A 20,402-nucleotide genomic window follows, 5' to 3' on the forward strand; every position below is an offset into this window, starting at 1 on the left:
TGAGGTGAAGCTCGCACTGATTAATCTCGGCTGCATCGTTTCCGGCGAATGGCGCGAGCCATTCATCGCCGGCGATGCGATCCTCATTGAGAACGGGCTCATCTCGTCGGTGGGAACCGCGTCCGCGTCCGAGGTCGAGGATTGCGACGTGGTGATCGACGCGGGCGGCGCCACAGCCATCCCCGGTCTCATCGACTCACATGTCCATGTCACGTTTGGAGACTACACGCCGCGACAGAAGACGGTGGGTTTTCTGGAGAGCTATCTGCATGGCGGCGTTACGAGCGCCGTCTCGGCATCGGAGGTGCACGTCCCCGGTCGTCCGGCCGACCCTGCCGGCATCAAGGCACTGGCCCTTGCCGCACAGCGTTGCTTCGACACCTACCGGCCCGGCGGGATGAAGGTCTGGGCCGGCTCACTGATCCTGGAGCCAGGGCTTTGCGAGGAGGATTTCACCGAGGCCGCCGAGCAGGGCGTTTGGCTGGCCAAGGCGGGATTCGGTGCAGTCGTGGACCCTATGGATTACGTGCCGATGGTAAGGTGGGCCAAGGCGCGTGGATTCGTTACGACGGTTCACACTGGCGGCGCCTCCATACCCGGCTCATCGGCGATAGGCGCACGCCATCTGCTGGCGATGGCCCCGGATGTCTCATTCCACGTCAATGGCGGACCTGTCGCTATGTCGGACGCCGACCTGGCCCAGGTCGTACAGGACAGCGCCATCGCGTTGCAGGTCTGCACGGCCGGGAATCTCCGCACCGCGCTTCTATGCACCGCGCTTGCCATGCGACATAACGCGCTGGACCGCCTTCTGATCGCAACCGACACTCCGACCGGCAGCGGAATCATGCCACTCGGCATGTTGTACACGATCTCGCATCTGGCGAGCTTAGGCGGCCTGCCGCCGGAGATCGCCATAGCGGCCGCCACCGGCAACAACGCTGCGAGGTTCCATCTCAGTTCCGGTGTCCTCCGCGCGGGAAGGGATGCCGACGTCGCCATCATCGACTCGCCACTCGGCGGTACACAGCCAACGGCGCTCGATGCCCTGCGGAACGGCGACCCCGCTGCTGTCGGTGCCGTGGTGAGCGGCGGCATGCCGAGATTCGTTGGACGCAGCCGCAATACACCGCCCACCATGCGCAGGATTCGCGTCGCGCGATCGTCTGTGATGCATGATTTCAACGTTGCAGGTCATTAGGAGACGAATGTGGTTCGGGAGGATGAAAGGGTCCTTGTGGTCGGTGCCGGCCCAGTAGGGTTGATCTGTGCGCTGGGGCTGGCACGCCAGGGGATTCCGGTGACGGTGTTTGAGCGCCATGGTGCCGTCCAAGACGATCCGCGTGCTGCGACCACTCATCCCGCTACCCTCGAAATTCTGGAGGATCTCGGCCTGCGTCGGGAGGTGGAGGAGGCGGGATTGGTGGCGCGCTACTTCCAGTTCTGGGATCGGCAGACCGGCGCCCTGACTGCACAGTTTGACCACGATCTGCTCCGCGACGAGACGGCATTTCCCTATGTTGTCCAGTGCGAGCAGTTCAAGACGTCTCGGATCGCCCTGGCGCATCTACTTCAGTTTGCACATGCGGAAGTGCGGTTCGGCTGCGAGGTGGTCAGCCTCGAACACGGGGTGCACTCCGTCACGATCGACGTGGCTTCGGCTGTCGGCAGGGAGAGACATGGGGGCCGCTATCTGATCGGGGCCGATGGGGGAAGAAGCTTCGTTCGCAAGGCGTTGGGGATCCAGTTCGAGGGCTTCACCTGGCCGGAGCGGTTCGTGGTCCTTTCGACACCCTTCGATTTTATGGCAGAACGAGGCTACAGCTATCGCAGTTATTTTGCCGATCCCGAACAGTGGTGCAATTGCTTCAAGGTCGCGGGCGACGGTCCGCCCGGCCTCTGGCGAACTGTCTTCCCCGCTGAACCCGGGGGCGAGGCTGAACTCCTGAGCGACCCGGTGGTTCAGGCCCGCCTTCAGCGGTTCTTTCCGAAGACCGGGTCCTACGACGTTGTTCATCGCAACATCTATCAGGTTCACCAGCGCGTGGCGGCCAGTTTCAGGAAGGGTCGATGCCTGCTTGCCGGCGATGCCGCTCATGTGAACAATCCGATCGGCGGCATGGGACTCAATGGCGGCATTCAGGACGCCGCCAATCTGGCCGATAAGCTTGGTCGACTATGGCGCGGCGAAGGCGGCGAGGAGCTCCTCGATGCCTATGCACGACAGCGCCGCACCATCACCAACGATTTCGTCCAGGCGCAGACGATCCAGAACAAGAAACGCCTGGAGGAGCGCGACCCCGCAACGAGAGCGCGCAATCTCGAAGATCTGGCGCGGATCGCCGAGAATCCATCGGCGGCCAAGACTTTCCTGATGCGAACCTCAATGCTCGATGCCCAGCGAAGACTGAGCATGCCGCAGGGTCAAGAACCGAAATCAGCATAACACAGACAGGGGGAAACACATGCGCTTGAAATCGCGACACTTCGCACTTGCCGCCGTCGCCGCGCTGTCGACGACCACCTGCGCCTTCGCCGACAAGGCGAACGATACGGTGCGGATTCCTATCCGGGAAACGCTGGCGACAGTGTGGGCCGCCGACGACCCGCGGCCCGAAACGGCGATGGCTACCTATTCGATCTTCGACGCGCTTCTCTGTTATGATGCCGAGGGCCGGCAGTTCCATCCTGTCCTGGCGCAGTCGTGGCGCCAGCTCAACGATACCACCTTCGAGTTCACGCTGCGCAACGACGTGAAGTGGCACGATGGTTCTGATTTCACGATCGAGGATGTTGTCTATTCGTTCGAATATTACGTTGATCGTGCGGCAAGTTCGCGTTTTGCATCGGAGTTCAACTGGTTCGAAAGCGCGACCCAAACCGGGCCGGACACGATCGAGATAAAGACGAAAGCACCGTCCCCCAAGGCGTTGATGTGGCTTGCGGTGCAGGGACGCATCGTGCCTGCTGAGATCCACCGCGCTTTCGAGGACAAAAGTGCATTCGGTCGTGAAAATCCGGTCGGCACGGGTCCTTACAAGTTTGTCTCGATGGACTCGGCCAGCGGGGTGAAGCTTGAGCTCAACGAGCACTATACCCAGGTTGCGCCATGCAGGCCGACCGGCTCGATCGGCACCGTTGAATTGATCCCGGTTCCCGATACGCAGACGCAGTTGGCGCAGTTGATGACCGGCGGACTGGACATCGTCAAGGCCAGTTCACGCGACGAGGCGGAACTCCTACTGGCCAATCCGGCTTTCGAGGCGACGTCTACCCAGGCGTTCCTGCTGTTCCATCTGAGTCTCGACGCCGTAAATCAGTCTGGAAAGGTGCCGTTCCTCACGGATTTGCGCGTCCGCGAAGCCATTTTCCGGTCTATCGACAGGTTGAGCGTGGCCACCAGCGTCCTGCCCGGCGGCGACGCGCTCCAGGCTATCGACGCACTTTGCCTCCCGAAGCAGCGCGGATGCAGCTTCACCGAGGTGCCCGACCCATACGATCCCGATGAGGCTAGGCGGCTGCTTGCCGAGGCCGGGTATGACGACGGCTTCGACGTGATCCTTACGGCGCCCACCGGCTCCTCGGTCCTCGCCGAAGCGATCGCCGGGGAAATGAGGAAAGTCGGCATCCGTGCCGCGGTCGAGCCAGTCACTTTTCCCGCCTACAGCCGGAAAGAGGCAGAAGGCAGTGTTCAGATGCTGGTCCATTACTACGGGTTCGAGGATGTCTCGCGAACGGTCGATCGCTTTTTCGGCGCCTCGGCTCGCGACTACTGGAAGGATGAGGATATACGCGTCTGGATGGCGGAGGCGGAGACGACGCTCGATCTTCCAACACGGGAAGACCTATACAAGCGCATTTTCGACAGGGTGAACGAAAACTACTACGTCATGGCGCTCACCAATCGGCCGGACATGTTCATTCATACCAAGGACTTGTCTCTTCCTAGAGATACCGCGGGGTCATTCGGCCTCTCTCTCTACGATCTGCGGTGGAAATGATCAGGTAGGTAGTATGGTGATCTATATCGCACGCCGGCTTCTGATCGCGATCCTTGTCGCGTTCACAGTGTCAGTCATCAGCTTTTCGCTGCTACGGGCCTCCGGCGACTTGGCCGTGATCCTGGCGGGCAGCAACGCCACCCAGGAGGATATCGAGCAGGTCGCGCTTGAACATGGCCTGGATCAGCCGCTGTTCGTCCAGTATCTGGACTGGGCTCTGGATGCGCTTCGCGGAAATCTCGGCACCTCGCTCTTCACTTCAGAACCGGTGATGGAACTGATCGTCGACCGTCTGCCCGTGACGCTCTTTCTTGCTGTTCCCGCACTGGCCATCGGTCTCGCGGTGGCCATTCCCCTCGGTGTCGCGGCGGCGGTGCGTCCCAATAGCTGGGTCGATCGATTAGCCCTGACGATCGCGGTAGCCGGTAGCGCCATACCCAACTTCTGGCTCGGGCTGATGCTGATCTACCTGTTCGGCGTGACGTTGCAATGGTTGCCCGTGTCGGGGGGAGCATCGGTGAGCGCGTTCGTTCTGCCCTGGATCACCGTCGCTACGACGGTGATCCCGCTGCAGATGCGGCTTACGCGCACGGGTATGCTGGAGGCATTGGGGTCGGATTTTGTCCGGACCGCCCGAGCCAAGGGGCTGCATACCTCGACCGTGATATTCAAGCATGCGTTGCGCAACGCCGTCCTTCCTATCATCTCCGTCGCCGCCGTCAGCCTGGGCTTCCTGCTGAGTCATTCACTTGTGGTGGAGATGATCTTCGCTTTGAACGGCGTAGGCACGCTTGCCCATCAGTCGATCATGCGCGTCGATTTTCCCGTGGTGCAGTCCATCACGGTCTTCTTCGCGCTTTGTTACATCGTGCTCACGCTGTTGGCCGACATCGTCAACGCTCGGCTCGATCCCAGAATTTCGCGAGGTTAGTCGATGGACAGTACACGGACGCTCGACCGAAGGACGGGCGGGATCCATGCCTCTCACGAAGCAGGGGTCGCTGCCGCGACCACGCTGAAGGACCTGCCTGACCCGCGGCGGAAGCTCCTGATGCAGAAGGCGCTTTCGCACGCCGGCTTTCTCGTGGGAGGCGGGGGGCTTCTGCTCATTTTTCTTGTGGCATTGCTGGCGCCGTGGCTGTCGCCGCACGATCCGTACTATCAGGACCTGTCGATGCGCCTGGCCGATCCGGTGTGGTCGGCCGAGGGCAGTTGGCATCATGTGCTCGGCACCGACGCCCTCGGACGCGATCTCCTCAGCAGACTGCTTCACGGACTGCGGGTATCTCTTGCGATTAGTGTGGGTGCAACGCTGATTTCGATTGTGATTGGTTCGACCCTCGGCATAGCCGGCGGCTATTTCGGAGGTTGGATAGACAACTTCATCACCTATGTGGTGAACGTGAAGCTGGCCCTGCCGTCGCTGCTCGTGTCGATGTCCCTTATCGCCGTGTTCGGGGCATCGATCGGATCATTGACCGTCATTCTCGGCATATTGGTTTGGGACCGCTACGCCATCGTTCTTCGGAGCGTCACGCAGCAGTTGCGGTCGCAGGAATTTGTTCACTCGGCGCGCGCCGTGGGCGCTTCCGATCTCCGTATCCTCCTCAAGGAAATTCTGCCGAACGTGGCAAACCATATTATCGTCATCGCCAGCCTTGAGATCGGCATCATCATACTGATCGAGTCGGTTCTGTCGTTCATTGGTCTGGGTGTCCAGCCTCCGACTCCGTCACTTGGGTTGCTGATTGCCGAGGGCCGGAATGTGATCTTCTTCAAACCCTTGCTGGTGGTCGTCCCTGGCGTAGCCATACTGACGACGGTGCTTGCGGTGAACCTCGCCGGTGACGGCCTGCGCGACATTCTCACGCCGGAGGGACGAAATGTCTGAACAGGCCCGGGATCGCTCCGACGAGCCCCTCCTCGACGTGAAGAACCTGTCCGTCCGGCTTCCCGTGGGAAACCGCAGCCTGCACGCTGTCTCGAATGTCAGCTTCTCAGTCAGGCCCGGAGAAACCCTATGCCTCGTCGGGGAATCCGGCTGTGGCAAGACCATGACCTCCCTTGCGCTGATGGGACTCATGCCCCGGCGTGCGAAGGTGACGGCCGATCACGTCATGTTCGAGGGGCACGATCTGGCCAGGCTCGATCGCAAGCGGCGGCAGGCGATGAGCGGTGATCGCATCGCGATGATCTTCCAGGATCCCATGACGTCGTTGAACCCGGTCCTGACAGTCGGCGATCAGCTTGATGAGATCTACATCCGGCACCGCGGAGCGACGCGGAAGGAGGCGCGGGAGCGAGCGCTGGAAATGCTCGACAAAGTCGGCGTGAAACCGGCGCGGGACCGGGCGCGGCAATATCCGCACCAGCTTTCGGGCGGCCTGCGGCAGCGGGTTATGATCGCCATCATGCTGATGTGCGAACCTTCCGTCCTCATTGCTGACGAACCGACAACCGCGCTCGACGTCACGGTCCAGATTCAGATTCTGCGCCTTTTGCGTGACTTACAACGTGATTTCGGTACCGCGCTTTTGCTGATAACTCACGATCTCGGCGTGGTGGCGAGAATGGCGGACCGCGTCGGTGTCATGTATGGCGGCCGAATTGTCGAAGCTGGTCCGGTAGATGAAATCTTCAACCGGCCGCAGCACCCCTATACGCGCGGCCTCCTCGATTGCATCATCCGACCTGGCCATACGCAACGACTCGCCTCGATCCCGGGTGTGGTGCCTTCGCTTCTGGGCGATCCGGGCGGCTGTCTTTTCCGCAACAGATGTCCTGACGCCTCTCCTTCGTGCTCGGGAGAGATCCCGTCGCGGCAACTCAATTGCTCGCATGAATATCTGTGTACGCTGGAGCCTGCGGAGCCCGATCGGATGGAGATTTTGGAATGAAGACGTCGGGGGCAGTAACGGCAAATCCACCCGGAGAACCGATCCTGCAGTGCCAGCAGGTCAGCCTTGTCTACGGCGCAGGTTGGACGCTTCTGGGCAGCGGTTCTCCATTCACGGCGGTTGACGAGGTTTCGCTGGAAGTCAACCGTGGCGAGGTGCTGGCGATCGTGGGCGAGTCGGGCAGCGGCAAGACGACGTTGAGCCGCATGATGTTCGGCGCGCTGTCGCCAACGCGGGGAACGGTCCTCCTGGAAGGCGAGGACATCGCCTCCATTCCGCGCAAACAACTAGCGCGGCGCGTTCAGCCCGTGTTCCAGAATCCTCATTCCTCTCTCAATCCCCGGCGCTGCGTCAGGGACATACTGCTTGATCCGCTCGTCATCCACGGCGTTGGCGACCGCGCCGAACGCGAGCAGTGGGTTAGCGAGGCGGTTGATCATGTCGGGCTGCCAGGCAGGTTGCTCGGAGCCTATCCGAATCAGCTCTCCGGAGGGCAGTGCCAGAGGGTCTCGATCGCGCGCGCGCTTATCATGCGGCCCGAGATCATCATCTGCGACGAGCCCACCTCTGCGCTCGACGTATCGATGCAGGCCCAGATTCTCAACCTGCTCAAGGACCTTCAGGCGGAGTTGAGACTTGCGATGGTTATCGTGACCCACAATCTCGACGTCGCCGCTTACATGGCAACGGGCATCGCCGTCATGAATTGCGGCCAGGTGGTCGAGAGCGGGGCGACGCAGACGCTGCTTCAGCAGCCGCGTGTAGAATATACGCGATCTCTCCTGGCTTCCGTCCTGACGCCTGATCCCTCTCTGGGCTTACCGCCGGCCCACTGAATTCGCTGATCGTTGATACTCGCTTCTGCGGTAACCGCCGCAGCGGATGAAGGAAACCCATGTCTGAATCGCAAGGGCCGCTATGGAGCTGGCGCGCGACTGATCTCTCCGAAGGGATCCTTTCGGGAAGCATCTCCTGTGAGGAGGTAGCTGAGAGCTGCCTGGCACGTATCGAGGCGGTAAACCCGCAGGTGAACGCCATCGTTGACATGATCCCTGCAGGGGAGGTGATGGCGGCGGCGCGGAGGGCCGACAGCGACATCAGAAGGGGCCTCAGCCTGGGCCCGCTTCACGGCATCCCTGTCACCGTAAAGATAAATGTGGACATGAAGGGGCGGGCAACCACCAATGGCGTTCCCGCATTCTCTGGCCTTTTCGCGGAGGAAGATAGCGCCTCAGTCGCCAATCTGCGCAGAGCAGGGGCGATCATACTAGGGCGCACGAACGTCCCGGCCTTTTCGACTCGCTATTTCACCGACAATGAGCTGTATGGCCGCACCGTTAATCCCTGGTCTGCGCACATTACCCCCGGTGGTTCCAGCGGAGGTGCCGCCGTCGCCGTGGCGACTGGAATGGGTGCCATAGCGCACGCAAATGATCGAGCCGGTTCGATCCGTTATCCCGCGTATTGCTGCGGCGTCTATGGACTTCGACCCACGCCCGGCAGACTGCCGTCCTACAATGCCACGGCGAAAGAGGAGCGCTCGATCACGGCGCAACTGTTTTCCGTACAAGGTCCGATGGCGCGCTCAGCAGAGGATCTGCGGCTCGGAATGGATGCGCTCGGGGCAAGGGATCCCAGGGACCCTTGGTGGGTTCCAGTCGAGGAGCCTAAAGTTCCGACGCCGTTAAGGGTCGCGATGATGCCTGTCGTAGCAGGCATGAATGTCCTGCCCGAAGTATCGGCTGCCGTTCGTCGCGCCGGCAGATGCCTGGCTGATGCCGGATTTGTTGTCGAGGAGCTTGCAGCTCCCCGGATCGGTGATGCGGCAGAGCTGTATTTTTCTTTGCTTGCTACTGAAGCGAACACGACGCCGTTGAGTCCAATCGCGCAGTTCGGGGGCGAGGCTGCCCGCAAAGCGCGTGAAGGCACGCTTGCATATCGGCCGCCATTGCGAGGCCAAGCTGCCTACATGTCGGCCTTGGCGACAAGGACAGCGTTCATTCGTGAAATCTCTCTTTTCCTGGAGGGCTTTCCGCTGGTGCTCATGCCTGTTTCGTGCCGCCCGCCGGCCAGCGTCGATAGTGACCAGCAAGGTGTCGACTCCGTGCGGGAACTGTTGGATGCCCAGCACCCGCTGGTATCGATATCTCTTCTTGGTTTGCCCAGCCTGGTCGCCCCTGTCGGAATTGTTGAGGGGGTGCCCGCCGGAGTCCAGTTGATCTCGGCGCGCTTTTGCGAAGCGAACTGTCTTGCTGCCGGAAAGGCTCTGGAAGTCGGGATACCACCGGCTTTTCCCCCTGCGGATCTCCCGCTCGGCGTTTAATGCCCCACGCCGGCTTATGGAAGCTTTTTGCCAAGGCCTTTTTTGTCGTTAAAATGAAATTTAATCGTTAAATGAGTTGACTCTCGTTTGTTCTCATGGCCCACTGGCTAAAGCATGATGTGGAGGAATGAAGTGAAAGAACTGAAAAGTCCGATCTTGGTGGTCGGAGGGGGGATCGGCGGCCTCGCGGTAGCCTTCGTCCTGGCCGGCATGGGACATCAGGTTCGTGTTTTCGAGCAGGCCCCCAATTTCGAGGAAGTCGGGGCCGGTGTGCAATTGGGGCCCAATGGTGTGCGGGCATTGGACGAGATCGGGCTGCGTGCCGAACTGGAACGCTGTGCCTGGACCCCTGCCGCCCTCATGATGCGTAACGGCTATTCTGCGATCGACGACATATCCCTGCCGTTGACGGACTGCTTTGTCGAGCGTTTCGGCAATCCCTATCTGGTCGTCCATCGTGCGGATCTGTTGCAACTTCTGCTCGATGCCTGCGCCGGATCGCCATTGATCGAACTCAATACCGGCGCGCAGGTCGTTGCCGTCGGTCAGCGAGATGATGGGGTCGTCTTGAGCTTCGCTGACGGCACCACTGCGGGGGGCGCGGCCCTGATAGGTGCTGACGGGCTCCGATCCGTTGTCCGGAAGAAAATTGTCGGGGATGGCGATCCCCCTCCGCCGCGCCTCGTCGTTTACCGATCGGTCATTTCCCGCGACAAGATCCCCGATGAATTGTGGAGCGCTAACGTGGTCATGTGGTCCGGCACGCGCGCCGATTTCGTGCATTACCCGTTGCGACGGGGCGAATTGTTCAATTTGGTCGCGACGTTCGAGCCCGACTATGATCTCGACCCGACGGCGATCGGCGGGAGCCGTGAGGACCTGCTGAAGCCATATCTGGATTTTTCGCCCGGCGTGAAGCAACTGCTGGAGTTGGTGGATGTGAGCCGCCGCTGGATGGTCACCGACCGCGAGCCGGTGGAGCGTTGGAGCGACGGCCGCATCGTTCTGCTCGGCGACTCCGCTCATCCGATGCTGCAATATATGGCGCAGGGTGCCTGCCAGGCGCTGGAGGATGTCGTCCAGCTCGGTCGGGAGGTGGCCAGCTCGCCGGCCGATCTAGAGAGTGCATTCTCCCGATACGCGAAGGCGCGTTATCTGCGCACCGCACGAGTCCAGGCCGCTGCCCGCTATTTCGTTGACGTGTGCCAGGCAGGGCCTGTGCTTTCGCAAGTGCGTAAGACCTACTTCGATCGCGCCCCCGTCGCGCAAATCTATGACGACCTTGCCTGGCTTTATGCGCCTGGAGACGAACGTTTCTGAGCCGTTCCCCAGGCTCTTGCTATGCCCTCGAGCGGCTGGGCCCGCGAAAATGGACGACAATATGAACAGCACTGTTTTCCTTGGCCGCGGGTCGGCGACCCGCGAATTTGATCCCGCAAATCTATCGACTCGTGAGCAATACAAGCTGCTCACCGGTTCGATCGTGCCGCGCCCGATCGCGCTGGTGACCACCTTGGGTTCCGCTGGAGTGAATGCGGCGCCGTTCAGTTTCTTCAACGTCGTTGGCGTGGCGCCGCCAACGATCATGCTGTCGATCGGGATGCGCGGCGAGGAGCTCGAGAAGGACACCCTTCGCAATCTGCGCGCGGTGCCTGAATTCGTCGTCCATATCGTGCATGAAGACGAGAGAGAGGCGATGCAGTTGTGTGCGGGCTACTACCCGCCCGAAGTCAACGAGACCGAACTCGCCGGCTTCGAAGTTCTGCCGAGCCGCAAGGTAAGGCCGCCGCGCATTGCTAGGTGTCCCGCGCAATTCGAGTGCGTCGTCAAAAACATAATTCCCGTCGGGGCGGTGCCTTATCATATGGTGCTGGGCGAGATTGTTGCCATGCATTTCGGTGAAGATATCGTCAGCCAGAACCTGCACGTCGATCTGGATAGGCTGAGTCCCCTCGGGCGGCTAGCCGGTCCGGCGTCGTATGTCCGCCTTTCCGACCGGCTTTCCCTTGCGCCGGTGGATTAGACCGAACTCCCGGTCCAAAGATGGGCGCGCTTGTGAGCTGCTGCTCGATGAATACCGTCATGAAGGAGATTGATGATGACCGGCACACATCTCAGTAACGATTCCCTGGAACAGCTTCACGAAGACCTCGCTGCCGCGAATATGGCTCCGACATGGAAGTACATAGCCGATTTTGTCTCTAAGGAACCCAAGGCGACTTACAGGCCGTGGCTCTGGCGCTGGAATGAGATCCTTCCGCTCCTGCAGCGTGCAGGGGATCTCATCACCCCCGACCGTGGCGCCGAACGGCGCTCGATGGAGCATGTGAACCCGGATCTGAAGCCGTATTATTCCACCAGCCACACGATCGCGACGGCCGTGCAACTGGTGAAGGCTGGGGAACGTGCCCCTGCGCATCGGCACGCAACGGGTGCCATCCGCTTTGCTGCTTCCAGCAAGGGAGGGAGGGTCTACACGAAAGTTCAGGGAGAGAGGCTCATGATGGAGGAGAATGATCTCATCCTGACACCTTCCTGGGCATGGCACGAGCATGCCAACGAAACCGATCACGACATCGTCTGGCTCGACGCTCTCGACTTTCCGCTCGTCAATCTGCTCAAGACGAGCATTTTCGAGCCGGGTGAAGGGGCGGTGTGCGCCGACAAACCGGACAACTACACCCGCGATGCACTTGGCCTCTATCGGACCGTTGGCGGCGGTGACTACAGCGAGGCGCAGCCAACCTTGCGATATCCTTGGGTCGAGATGCGTGCTGCCCTCGATCGACGCTCCGGTGACAAGGGATGTCCCCATGACGGGATTCTTCTCGAATACATCAATCCGCTCAGCTCCGGTCCCACACTGCCCACTCTCTCCTGCCGCGCACAACTTCTTCGCGACGGGGAGCGTCTGAAGGCGCATCGGGCCACGGCGAGCACCATCTACTACGTCATTGCCGGCAGCGGTTCGACCGTGATCGACGGACAGCTTTTTGAGTGGCAGAAGGGTGATGTCTTCGTGGTACCGATCTGGGCCTGGCATGAGCACCACAACGGGACGGGCGATGCCTATCTCTTTTCTATCACGGACCAACCGGCGATGGAGCGCCTTGGCCTCTACCGCGAAGAGGCGTTGCAGGAGAGCGGCGGTCATCAGTCGGTTTCGACCAGCTTCCGCTCCGACAGCCGGGAGCGGAACCATGAAGCATGAGCGGTATGATATTGTCTTGTGAAAGCCATCGACCGCTTTCCGCAGCATTCGGCGTCTGGCGATCACTCTCCCAGTGATCACGCCGTACCCTCTATATTCCAGGTCTGACGGCGCGGGACAGTGAAGGTGCGGCCATCGGCGTCCGCGATTATGAGCGTCAGACGCGCCAAATCTGCGAAAATCTCAAGGGCAAGGATCGAGGCGACTGGCGGTACGGTCGAGAATATCGTGTCGTCACGGTCCATGTCTGTGACGTCACGCCGACGACAGGTCCAGCGGCTCGATCCCTGCCTTGCCGGGGGATGTCATGCGCCCGATCGCCTGCGGGGTCGAGATCGCGGGCGATGTAGAAGCGCTTGAGCCCCGGTTCCGGTGAGCACGGTGATCGCGGCGGTAGCGCAGATAGTGTTCGACCAGCAAGCCGCGATGGGCTGCGACATGCCGATCAGCCGAGCCCGCCGGGAATCTCCAGTGCGTGTCGCCGGTGCCGTTACCCGCGAGCTTCTATACCGCCGCGACCAGCTTGTAGTCCGCACCGATCACAGCGCGGCGTTCGTCTTGGCTACTTGAAAGGAATGAATACCGCAGACGGAATAGCGACAAGGATCAGGATACAAACTGCACTTTCCGCCCCATCCTGTTCGTTCCCTCTGCTGATCCCGACATCAACGCGTGGCCGGGCTTCATTCCCGTCGTATCCACCGCCGCAATCGTGTAGGAGCCGTCCTTCTTTGCGGCGTAGATCTCCGACGGCCTACCTGTCACCGGACGAAACGCTCGCGGTAAGGTGGATTGGGCCAACGACACTGAGGGAGATGTCCACGACGAGGTTCGTTCCGTTGTGCAGGCGGTGAGTGTCAATGCTACGACGAGCGCGAAAGACACGCAGTATGTGGTTTGTAAAGCCCCGCCGGACAGTAAATGTCACTCGTCCATCAACTCCCGTTCCTTAAGGCTGCCTTAAGCCTCGTGCAGGAAGCGGAGCCAACTCGTGGATGGTGACGATGCGCGTTCTTATAGTCGAAGATGACGCCGTTCTGAGGGACGGGCTCAAGGTGGGGCTCGCGATCGGCGGCTTTAACGCCGACGCGGTCGAAAGCTGCGAGGAAGCCAACGCGGTCCTGAGGAATCACGAATTCGACGCGCTGGTGCTCGACCTGATGCTTCCGGACGGTTCGGGTCTCGACGTGCTCAAGACCATGCGGGAGCGCCGCGACACCACGCCGGTCCTGCTTCTGACGGCACGCGACCGCGTCGCCGATCGTATTCTCGGACTGGATGCTGGCGCCGATGATTATCTGGGCAAGCCGTTCGATCTCGACGAGGTCGCCGCCCGCTTGCGTGCTCTCGTCCGTCGCGCGTCGGGGCGCCCCCATTCACTCCTCGAGTGGCGCGGCCTCAGCCTCGATCCGGCAACCCAGCGGGTGGAGCAGGATGGCGAACATATCCGCCTTTCCCGGCGGGAATACACGATCCTCCATGCGCTCATGATTCATCCCGGACAGATCCTGTCGAAAAGCCGGATAGAAGAAAAGCTCTACGGATGGCAGGAGGAGGTAGAGAGCAATGCTGTCGAAGTCCACATCCACAATCTCCGCAGCAAGGTGGGGCCGGGCTTGATCCAGACCGTCCGGGGCATCGGCTATCGTCTCGCGGAGGAACAGTGATGCCTTCGATCTCGAAGCGGCTCTTCCTTATCCTCGTTCTCACCACCGGGCTTGTCTGGCTGTCGGCTGTGGTCTGGATTTTCCTGAGCACCCGCGCGGAAGTCGAACGGGTCCTCGATGCGCGGCTGATGGAGGCTGGCCGCATGGTTTCCTCGCTGATCGTCAGTCAGGAGATCGCTGCAGACACGAACAAGACCGTCGCCGCAGATATTCCCGTGCGTGCGCACAGTTCCTACGACCGTCAACTCTCTTGCCAGATCTGGTCCTTGCAAGGCACGCTGATCGGACGTTCCGAGGATGCACCCGATCAGAAGCTGGCCGAGCATGCGGACGGAATTTCCGAAACCGAGATCGACGGCGAGAGGTGGCGCGTTTATGCCGTTACGAACACCGATCTCGGTGTGCGCGTCCTGGTGGGTGACAATCTGAGGATACGCGACGGCCTGGTGAACGACGTCATTCGTGGACTTCTCCTGCCCGCGATGCTGATCTTGCCTGTCTTGGCCGGGCTGATCTGGCTAAGCGTAAGGAAGGGGCTCGCGCCTTTGAACAAGGTCGCCCACGATCTGGAGGCGCGCCATGCCTCCGATCTCAGTCCGATCGAGGACGTGGAGACGGCGAAGGAGATCGTGCCTGTACTCCAATCGCTGAACGGCTTGTTCGCTCGCGTGGCAAGTCTGCGCGAACGCGAGCGCAATTTCACCGCCTTCGCCGCCCACGAGTTGCGCACGCCGCTGACTGGCCTCAAGACACAGGCGCAGGTCGCGCTCGCCAGCGAGAATGGCGAGATCCGGGACCAGGCGCTGCGTCAGATCGTGGTGGGTGTCGACCGCACAGGACGACTGGTGCGCCAGCTGCTCGACATGTCGGCGATCGAGGCGCTCGACCAGGAGAAGCGAGGGGGAGTCGTGCAGCCGGCGTCGATTCTAAGATCGCTCGCGGAAGAACTCGCAGACCCTGCAAGGGACGTGACTGTTGAAGTTTCCTCTGACCTCGATGCGGTAGAGTTGGAGATCGAACCGGAACTCTTCACCCTGGCAGCCCGGAACCTCGTGGAGAACGCGGTCAATCACTCGCCGCCGGGCGGCGTCGTGCAGTGCCGCCTCGACAATACCTCCGAAGGGGGGCGGATCGTCATCGAGGATCATGGTCCCGGCATACCCGATGAGGAGTTAGGCCAGGTCACGGAACGATTTTTCAGGGGGCGCAACAAGGCGCCTGTCGGAAGCGGGCTGGGGCTGGCCATCGTCGAACTCGCGCTCGGGCGAGGCGGCTGGAGATTGCAGCTCCAGAACCGAGATGCTGGCGGCTTGCGCGCCGTGATCGCGCATGCCACCTGATGGCAGACTATAGCGCGACAATCTGGGAGAGACGGCGGCGACAGGCCGTTCACGCACCTGCGCTGAAGGCTCGCAGTAGCCAGCTCTGCATCGGAGAGCCGGCTCTTAAGGCTCTCTTAAGGTGGAAACGGCGTTTGCGGTTCCAACGATCCACGAAGGACCGCATGCATGGCAACGCGACGATGCTTTTTTGACCTCCACAGCGATTATCTCGCTGGACTGGGCCTTCGCGGTGCGCCTGTCTTCCTGATCGGGCAGTTCCTCGTCGCTTCCGCGCTCTATGAGCTCGGGTTCCGGCAAAGCGTCAGGATGGGTGGGAAGCCTCCTAAAGTGTCTCCGGCCGATCGATCTGAAATCCGAGTGACTTCATGCTCCGTATGACCATGTTCCGCCTTCTCGCAATCCTGTTCTTCGCGTTCTGGTCCGTCCCTGCTTCCGCTCAACAGGACGATCTTCTCCAAGCCGAAGACGCCTTCCGCTTCTCTGTCGAACGCGATGCGAACGAGCAGATCGTGCTGCGCTGGCAAATAGCGGACGGCTACTATCTCTATCGCGATCATCTGAAGGCGAAGGACGCCTCGACCAACGAGGAGGTCACGCTCCACACCGAGCCGGGCGTCGTGGAAGCCGCGGACGCCAATTTCGGGCCGTCGGAGGTCTACTACCTCGAAACGATTGCGCGGCTGGGCTCTGGTGCCCCCGCCGAGGTGGCCGTGACCTATCAGGGCTGCAAGAAGGATTCGATCTGCTATCCGCCGCTTACGCTGACAGTGGACACACAGACTCTGCAGACGTCCGAGCCAACGGTCGGCTTCGGTGTCGCCGCACCTGCGGCCACTCCTCCTGACAACGCGGGTGGCGCTAATTTCACGCTGGCCGAGGAGACGCTGGGCGGCGGCATGGTGGGCTCGTTGCTCGAGAATGGCGGCGCGCTCTGGGTCGTCGTCAGCTTCCTCGCCTTTGGCCTTCTGCTCGCGTTTACGCCATGCGTCTTGCCCATGTATCCGATCCTCAGCGCGACTCTTGCCCGGCAGGGAGAGGCGCTGACGGCGCGCCGCGGCTTCGTTCTGTCGTCAGCCTATGTGCTGGCGATGGCTGCCGCCTTCGGCCTGCTCGGCGTGGTGGCCGCGTGGTCGGGCCAGAACCTGCAGATAGTCCTGCAGTCACCCTATGCCATCGGGGCCGTCTCCGTTCTATTCGTGGTGCTGGCGACTTCGATGTTCGGCTTTTTCGAACTGCAACTGCCGACGGCCTGGGTCAGCCGGATGGCAGGCATGAAGACCGGCGCACGCGGCTCGGTCGGCGGAGCTGCCGGAATGGGTTTCCTCTCTGCGCTGATCGTAGGGCCGTGTGTCACCGCTCCGCTTGCGGCAGCGCTTCTTTATATCGCCCACACCGGCGATGCCTGGCTTGGCGCTGCGGCGCTCTTTGCGCTTGGGCTCGGCCAGGGCATCCCGCTGATTGCTTTCGGAACCATGGGCAGTCGGGCGCTGCCGCGAGCCGGAGCCTGGATGGTGCAGGTCAAATACGTCTTCGGGTTTGTGTTCCTCGGTGCCGCCATCTGGATGGCCGAACGCATATTGCCGTCGCAGGCCGGTATGGCGCTGTGGGCCATCCTGCTTCTGACCGCAGCCGTCTTCGTCGGCGTCTCCGACCGCCTCGACGCCGATGCACCGGCCGGGCCGCGCTTTCGCAAGGCAGCAGGCCTCGCTTTCTTCCTCGGTGGCGTGATGATCGCCATCGGTGCGGCATCGGGCGGGACCGATCCGCTGCGCCCTCTTGCTCATTTTGGTGTGGGAGGTTCGGGACAGCAGCTTGCCGAGGCTGAGGTTACGTTCATGGAAGCGCGTTCGACGCCGGAGGTCGAGCAGGCGATCGCCTCTGCGGATGGGCGTCCCACGCTGGTCTACTTCACCGCTGACTGGTGTGTGACCTGCAAGACGATCGAGCGCAACGTCCTGCCGCAGAAGGAGATCGTTGCGGGACTCGATGGCTTTCAGCGCATCAAGGTCGATCTGACAACACTGGACGAGACCAATCAGGCCCTGATGCGCGATCTCGCCGTCATCGGCCCGCCCACAATGATCTTCTTCGATCGGAATGCCGCCGAGGCTGACGGCTCTCGCCTCGTAGGCGAGGTCACGACCGAGACCCTGGGGGCATCGATCGCGCTGGCGGGGCCGTGATATGAACGCGGTTGCCATTGGACCCTTTGTCTTCGCACCCGACCGTCTTGCGGCGATCCTCGCGATCGCCGTCTTCCTCGTCTCGAGCGAAATCCTGGCGCGCAAGGTCGACCAGCGTTTTTCGGTCTGGGCATGGGGTGCGACGATGGCGTTTATAGTCGGCGCTCGTGCCGGGCATGTCATCGAGCATGCCGGCAGCTTTCTCGCCGAGCCGCTGCGGGTTCTTTACATCTGGCAGGGCGGCTTCCTGATAGGGGCCGGCGTAGCGTTGGCGCTCGTGTATACGCTCTTTCGTTTCCGGCGCGAGCTCCGACTCGCGTTGTGGACGCCGCTGCCGGGTGTTGCGGCAGCCTATGTCGCCTTCTTCGTCCTTCAGCTTACGGCAGGTGCCCCGTCCACCCCACTGCCGACTGGAGACATGTATCGCACGCTCGCCGGCGCGCCGTTCGACCCCTCGGAGCTTGAAGGGCAACCGACCGTCATCAATCTCTGGGCGACATGGTGCCCACCTTGCCGCCGTGAAATGCCGATGATGGCGGATGTGGCGGCGACCAGCGGCGACGCCAGGTTCGTCTTCGTCAATCAGGGTGAGGGCATGAGCGTCATTGAGCGCTATCTGACGGCCGAGAACCTTGAACTCGATCATGTCGTCCTGGACTCGCTGGGCGAGTTTGGTCGCCACTACGAAGTACCCGGACTGCCGGCCACGCTGTTCATCGGAAGTGACGGCATGGTGCAGTCGGTCCATATGGGTGAGATCTCGCGCGAGGGACTGCTGGCAGGTATCGAGCGGATTCAGAGCAGTAAGCCAGACGCCGATGCCGATGCTATTTCAGCAACGGGAGTGGTCGAATAAGCCGAGGCACCGAAACCGGGGCGCAAGACGTGTATACCCTTAAGGTAGATTTAAGGTAGGTCCTTCGTCTTGCGGTTATTCCACGGACAAGTACGAGGACACTGTTTTGAGTACGCATAGCCGATTTTCAGGCATCGTCGGGAGACGCACATTTCTCGTTGGGGCGGGAGCGCTCGCTCTTGCCGGATGCAGCACGACGAGAAAAACGCAAGGGGTGGCAAAACCGGTACCACCGCCTCCGCCAACGCCTCCGATGTATTATGCAATCCCCAACGAGCGCTTTCCGATTCCAGAAGTTGATGTTTCCCAGGTCGATCAGAAATGGTGGCGAACGGAAGTGGACTACCCGACCGAAGAAAAGGTCGGCACTGTGGTGGTGGATACGCCCAATCGTTACCTTTACCACGTCAGGCCGAATGGCAGGGCCACTCGCTACGGCGTCGGCGTGGGTCGGGACGGCTTCTTGTGGTCCGGCAGGGGCCACATCGCCTATAAGCGGGAATGGCCGCGATGGAATCCCCCCGATGAGATGGTGGCGCGGCAACCTGAACTCGAACCGGTCAGCATTGCGAACGGCGGTATGGAACCGGGGCTGAACAATCCCCTTGGATCACGGGCGCTCTACATTCATCAGGGAAACCGGGACACGATCTACCGTGTTCATGGCTCGCCGGAATTCTGGACGATCGGGAAGGCCGTCTCTTCGGGCTGCATCCGCATGGTAAACCAGGACGTTATCCACCTTGCCGATAACGTTCGAGATGGTAGCACCATCTTGGTCATTCCGGACCCCATGGGGGCCGAACAGATTGTCTGACGGCACGTCCTGAGAATGCAATTTTCCAGGACCTGAAGCCAGCCGGTCCGGTTGGTGTCGTGCAGGCGGCGCCGAGCGCAAACAGGCTGCTTCGGCGCGGCAGGAATCTCCGGCGGTGTCATAGTTGGCCGCCCTCAGGGACGTTTGACAGTGGGTTCGGAGCGAATGCGTTCCTCCAGGTCGCTTATATGTTTCGCGAGCTGTTCATCGCTCATGTAAGCGCTCAGGGCGCCGACGCGTTTTCCCTTGTAGAAGTCGTTGCCTTCGACGGCCTTGAGGCGCGCAAGCAGATCGATGCGTTTCATAGCTTGGTCTTTCCAGAGCTTTTGGCTCGATCCGAGATGGATTGTTCGAACCGGCCCGTGTGCATGTCCATCAGCCACATCGCACCCGAGGAGATATCGAACCACGCACCGTGCAATCCCAGGCGTCCCTGCCGCTCGAGAGCCTCGACGCAGGGAAAGGTACGAAGATTTTCGATGGAGCAACGGATCGAGATGCGTTCGAGCGCTGTTTGCCGTTCGCAATCCCTGAGCGTGGGTTCGGCCAGAACGGTATTGGCAGCGGGGGCCAGCAGGTTCATCCACTTGCCTATGAAGTCGCCGGGCGACAAGGGACTGCTGGCGGTATCGAGCGCCGCCCTGATGCCTCCACATCCGCCATGGCCAAGAACGACGATGTTGCCGACTTTCAGACTTTGCACGGCGAATTCTATTGCGGCCGATGTGGCATGGTACGCTCCGTCAGGTTCGCAGGGCGGTATCAAGTTGGCGACATTGCGGACGACAAAGAGGTCGCCCGGTGCCGCGTCGAAGATGATCTCGGGCGTCACGCGGGAATCGCAACACGCAATCACAAGCGTATCGGGTGCCTGCCCGGGCCCGGCGAGCGCCTTGTAGCGGGCTGTTTCCCTGGTGAAGCGGCTGGCCAAAAAATCCTGATGGCCGGTGACGAGGGTCTCGGGAAATCCAAGCATGCGTGCCTATTATCTTTGGTCGACAAAAGGGGGGGCTGACGGCCAGCCACAAGGAACTATGGCAGGCCGTCGGCAGCGGATGCCGTCAGACTGAATTGCCGACATCCGCAACACGGCTCGGAACAACT

At 61.2% G+C, this 20,402-nt stretch carries 19 protein-coding genes; 16 read left to right on the plus strand and 3 right to left on the minus strand.

Annotated elements, in window-relative coordinates:
* Nucleotides 1-4 precede the first annotated feature (4 nt).
* The 11 genes from ACCO56_RS27030 (at nt 5) to mabB (ending at nt 12,432) form a co-directional block, all read left to right on the plus strand.
* Nucleotides 5-1,201, plus strand: a complete 1,197-nt coding sequence (locus ACCO56_RS27030) for an amidohydrolase family protein (RefSeq protein ID WP_433644015.1) — start codon at nt 5-7, stop codon at nt 1,199-1,201.
* A gap of 9 nt (nt 1,202-1,210) precedes the next feature.
* Complete coding sequence (locus ACCO56_RS27035) at nt 1,211-2,446, plus strand: FAD-dependent oxidoreductase (protein WP_433644016.1); 1,236 nt, start codon at nt 1,211-1,213, stop codon at nt 2,444-2,446.
* A gap of 19 nt (nt 2,447-2,465) precedes the next feature.
* The gene (locus ACCO56_RS27040; protein WP_433644017.1) at nt 2,466-4,001 is read left to right on the plus strand and encodes an ABC transporter substrate-binding protein; all 1,536 of its coding nucleotides are present in this window, start codon (nt 2,466-2,468) and stop codon (nt 3,999-4,001) included.
* A gap of 13 nt (nt 4,002-4,014) precedes the next feature.
* Nucleotides 4,015-4,932: an ABC transporter permease gene (locus ACCO56_RS27045; RefSeq protein WP_433644018.1), complete on the plus strand. Its 918-nt coding sequence runs from the start codon at nt 4,015-4,017 to the stop codon at nt 4,930-4,932.
* A gap of 120 nt (nt 4,933-5,052) precedes the next feature.
* Nucleotides 5,053-5,892 (plus strand): ABC transporter permease, encoded by an 840-nt coding sequence (locus ACCO56_RS27050; protein ID WP_433644019.1) that lies wholly within the window; start codon nt 5,053-5,055, stop codon nt 5,890-5,892.
* Nucleotides 5,885-6,898 (plus strand): ABC transporter ATP-binding protein, encoded by a 1,014-nt coding sequence (locus ACCO56_RS27055; RefSeq protein ID WP_433644020.1) that lies wholly within the window; start codon nt 5,885-5,887, stop codon nt 6,896-6,898. The genes ACCO56_RS27050 and ACCO56_RS27055 overlap by 8 nt, the downstream gene beginning before the upstream one ends.
* Nucleotides 6,895-7,734 (plus strand): ABC transporter ATP-binding protein, encoded by an 840-nt coding sequence (locus ACCO56_RS27060; protein WP_433644021.1) that lies wholly within the window; start codon nt 6,895-6,897, stop codon nt 7,732-7,734. The genes ACCO56_RS27055 and ACCO56_RS27060 overlap by 4 nt, the downstream gene beginning before the upstream one ends.
* A 59-nt stretch (nt 7,735-7,793) precedes the next feature.
* Complete coding sequence (locus tag ACCO56_RS27065; protein WP_433644022.1) at nt 7,794-9,221, plus strand: amidase family protein; 1,428 nt, start codon at nt 7,794-7,796, stop codon at nt 9,219-9,221.
* A 132-nt stretch (nt 9,222-9,353) separates the two neighbouring features.
* Entirely contained in the window at nt 9,354-10,541 is a 1,188-nt protein-coding gene (locus ACCO56_RS27070) for an FAD-dependent monooxygenase (protein ID WP_433644023.1), read from the plus strand.
* Between the two features lie 49 nt (nt 10,542-10,590).
* Complete coding sequence (locus ACCO56_RS27075; RefSeq protein ID WP_433644024.1) at nt 10,591-11,244, plus strand: flavin reductase family protein; 654 nt, start codon at nt 10,591-10,593, stop codon at nt 11,242-11,244.
* Nucleotides 11,245-11,316: 72 nt separating this feature from the next.
* Nucleotides 11,317-12,432, plus strand: coding sequence for a 5-aminosalicylate 1,2-dioxygenase (gene mabB / locus ACCO56_RS27080; protein ID WP_433644025.1), 1,116 nt, complete (start codon nt 11,317-11,319; stop codon nt 12,430-12,432).
* A 77-nt stretch (nt 12,433-12,509) separates the two neighbouring features.
* On the opposite strand, the gene ACCO56_RS27085 is transcribed toward mabB, so the two are convergent.
* On the minus strand, nt 12,510-12,677 hold the full coding sequence (locus ACCO56_RS27085; protein ID WP_433644026.1) for a hypothetical protein: 168 nt from the start codon (nt 12,675-12,677) through the stop codon (nt 12,510-12,512).
* 759 nt (nt 12,678-13,436) lie between these two features.
* Here ACCO56_RS27085 and ACCO56_RS27090 point away from each other — a divergent pair.
* From ACCO56_RS27090 to ACCO56_RS27110, 5 genes are all read left to right on the plus strand, one after another.
* Nucleotides 13,437-14,099 carry a response regulator gene (locus ACCO56_RS27090; RefSeq protein WP_433644027.1) on the plus strand — a complete coding sequence of 221 codons (663 nt, stop codon included), beginning with the start codon at nt 13,437-13,439 and terminating at the stop codon, nt 14,097-14,099.
* Entirely contained in the window at nt 14,099-15,439 is a 1,341-nt protein-coding gene (locus ACCO56_RS27095) for an ATP-binding protein (RefSeq protein WP_433644028.1), read from the plus strand. The genes ACCO56_RS27090 and ACCO56_RS27095 overlap by 1 nt, the downstream gene beginning before the upstream one ends.
* 368 nt (nt 15,440-15,807) lie before the next feature.
* Nucleotides 15,808-17,625 (plus strand): protein-disulfide reductase DsbD, encoded by a 1,818-nt coding sequence (dsbD, locus tag ACCO56_RS27100; protein WP_433644029.1) that lies wholly within the window; start codon nt 15,808-15,810, stop codon nt 17,623-17,625.
* Between the two features lies 1 nt (nt 17,626).
* A complete protein-coding gene (locus ACCO56_RS27105) occupies nt 17,627-18,481 on the plus strand; it encodes a prolipoprotein diacylglyceryl transferase family protein (RefSeq protein ID WP_433644030.1) in 855 nt (284 codons plus the stop codon).
* A gap of 106 nt (nt 18,482-18,587) precedes the next feature.
* Nucleotides 18,588-19,298: a L,D-transpeptidase gene (locus ACCO56_RS27110; protein WP_433644031.1), complete on the plus strand. Its 711-nt coding sequence runs from the start codon at nt 18,588-18,590 to the stop codon at nt 19,296-19,298.
* Between the two features lie 134 nt (nt 19,299-19,432).
* On the opposite strand, the gene ACCO56_RS27115 is transcribed toward ACCO56_RS27110, so the two are convergent.
* Together ACCO56_RS27115 and ACCO56_RS27120 are read right to left on the minus strand one after the other, a co-directional pair.
* Nucleotides 19,433-19,603: a hypothetical protein gene (locus ACCO56_RS27115; protein WP_433644032.1), complete on the minus strand. Its 171-nt coding sequence runs from the start codon at nt 19,601-19,603 to the stop codon at nt 19,433-19,435.
* Nucleotides 19,600-20,274 carry a carbonic anhydrase gene (locus ACCO56_RS27120; RefSeq protein ID WP_433644033.1) on the minus strand — a complete coding sequence of 225 codons (675 nt, stop codon included), beginning with the start codon at nt 20,272-20,274 and terminating at the stop codon, nt 19,600-19,602. Before ACCO56_RS27120 ends, ACCO56_RS27115 begins: the two co-directional genes overlap by 4 nt.
* Nucleotides 20,275-20,402 lie beyond the last annotated feature (128 nt).

It is taken from the genome of Mesorhizobium sp. 1B3, from assembly GCF_050958605.1.
Lineage (GTDB): Bacteria > Pseudomonadota > Alphaproteobacteria > Rhizobiales > Rhizobiaceae.